Below are 1458 nucleotides of genomic sequence, written 5' to 3'. Positions count from 1 at the left end.
GGCTTCTGCGTCCTGCGGGTCAAGGTGCGGGGGCAGCGCGACCCTGTCACCGTGATCGGCCATGCCGCGCTGATCTCGCCCGGCGAGTTCGTCAGCGGCTCGGGTGTCTGGATCAACGACCGCACCCACGGCCTGCAGTTCAAGGCCACCTTCCTCAAGGCGACCGCGCCGACGACGCTGGAGGGCATCGAGAAGTACCTCGGCTCCGGCATGATCCGCGGCATCGGCCCGGTGAACGCCAAAAAGCTGGTCGCCGCCTTCGGCGAAGCCGTGTTCGACCTGATCGAGCAGCAGCCGGACCGCCTGCGCGAGGTCACCGGCATCGGCCCGAAGCGCGCGGCCCGCATCGTCGCCGGCTGGGCCGAGCAGAAGGTGATCCGCGAGATCATGCTGTTCCTCCACTCGAACGGGGTCGGCACCTCGCGGGCGGTGCGGATCTACAAGACCTATGGCCCGCAGGCGGTCGAGGTGGTCAGCGAGAACCCCTACCGCCTCGCCCGCGACATCCGCGGCATCGGCTTCCGCACCGCCGACCAGATCGCGGCCAAGCTCGGCATCGAGCCGACGGCCATGATCCGGGTGCGGGCCGGCATCTCCTTTGCCTTGGCCGAGGCCATGGAGCAGGGCCACTGCGGCCTGCCCGAGGCGGAACTGGTGGACCTTGCCCAGAGCCTGCTGGAGATCCCGGGTGACCTGGTCCGCACCGCCCTAGGCCTGGAGCTTGAGGCCGGCGAGGTGGTGGCCGACACGCTGGAGGGTCAGAGCTGCGTCTTCCTGGCCGGCCTGTACCGGGCCGAGCGGGAGATCGCCGAGCGGCTGCGGCACCTTGCGGTCGGCGCGCCACCCTGGCCGGCGATCGATGCCGAGCGGGCCATCCCCTGGGTGGAGGGCAAGACTGGCCTGACCCTGGCCGAGAGGCAGCGGGCAGCGGTGCGCCTGGCGCTCGCCGCCAAGGTGCTGGTCATCACCGGCGGCCCGGGCGTCGGCAAGACCACCCTGGTCAACTCCATCCTGAAGATCGTCGCGGCCAAAGGGCCGGAGATCGCCCTCTGTGCTCCGACCGGCCGTGCCGCCAAGCGCCTGGCCGAGAGCACCGGGCGGGAGGCGACGACCATCCACCGCCTGCTCGAGGCCGACCCGAAGCAGGGCGGCTTCAAGCGCACCGACCTGCACCCGCTCGACTGCGACCTGCTGGTGGTGGACGAGACCAGCATGGTGGACGTCCCCCTCATGCGGGCGCTGCTGAAGGCGCTGCCCGGGGGCGCCGCCCTGCTGCTGGTCGGCGACGTGGATCAGCTGCCCTCGGTCGGGCCAGGCCAGGTGCTGGCCGACATCATCACCTCCGGTGCGGTGCCGGTGGTGCGCCTGACCGAGGTGTTCCGCCAAGCCGCTGGCAGCCGGATCGTCACCAACGCCCACCTGATCAACCAAGGCAAGATGCCGGACCTCAAGCCGCAG

Annotated in this window: 1 protein-coding gene; it reads left to right on the top strand. The window is 70.9% G+C overall.

Features of this window, described 5'->3' with window-relative positions; genetic code table 11:
* A partial coding sequence (locus tag ACFQS7_RS30900; RefSeq protein ID WP_380070978.1) for an AAA family ATPase occupies window positions 1–1458 on the top strand: 1458 nt, incomplete at both ends.

The organism is Dankookia sp. GCM10030260 (genome assembly GCF_042666655.1).
GTDB lineage: Bacteria > Pseudomonadota > Alphaproteobacteria > Acetobacterales > Acetobacteraceae > Paracraurococcus.
This window is presented reverse-complemented; position numbering and strand designations above follow the sequence as displayed.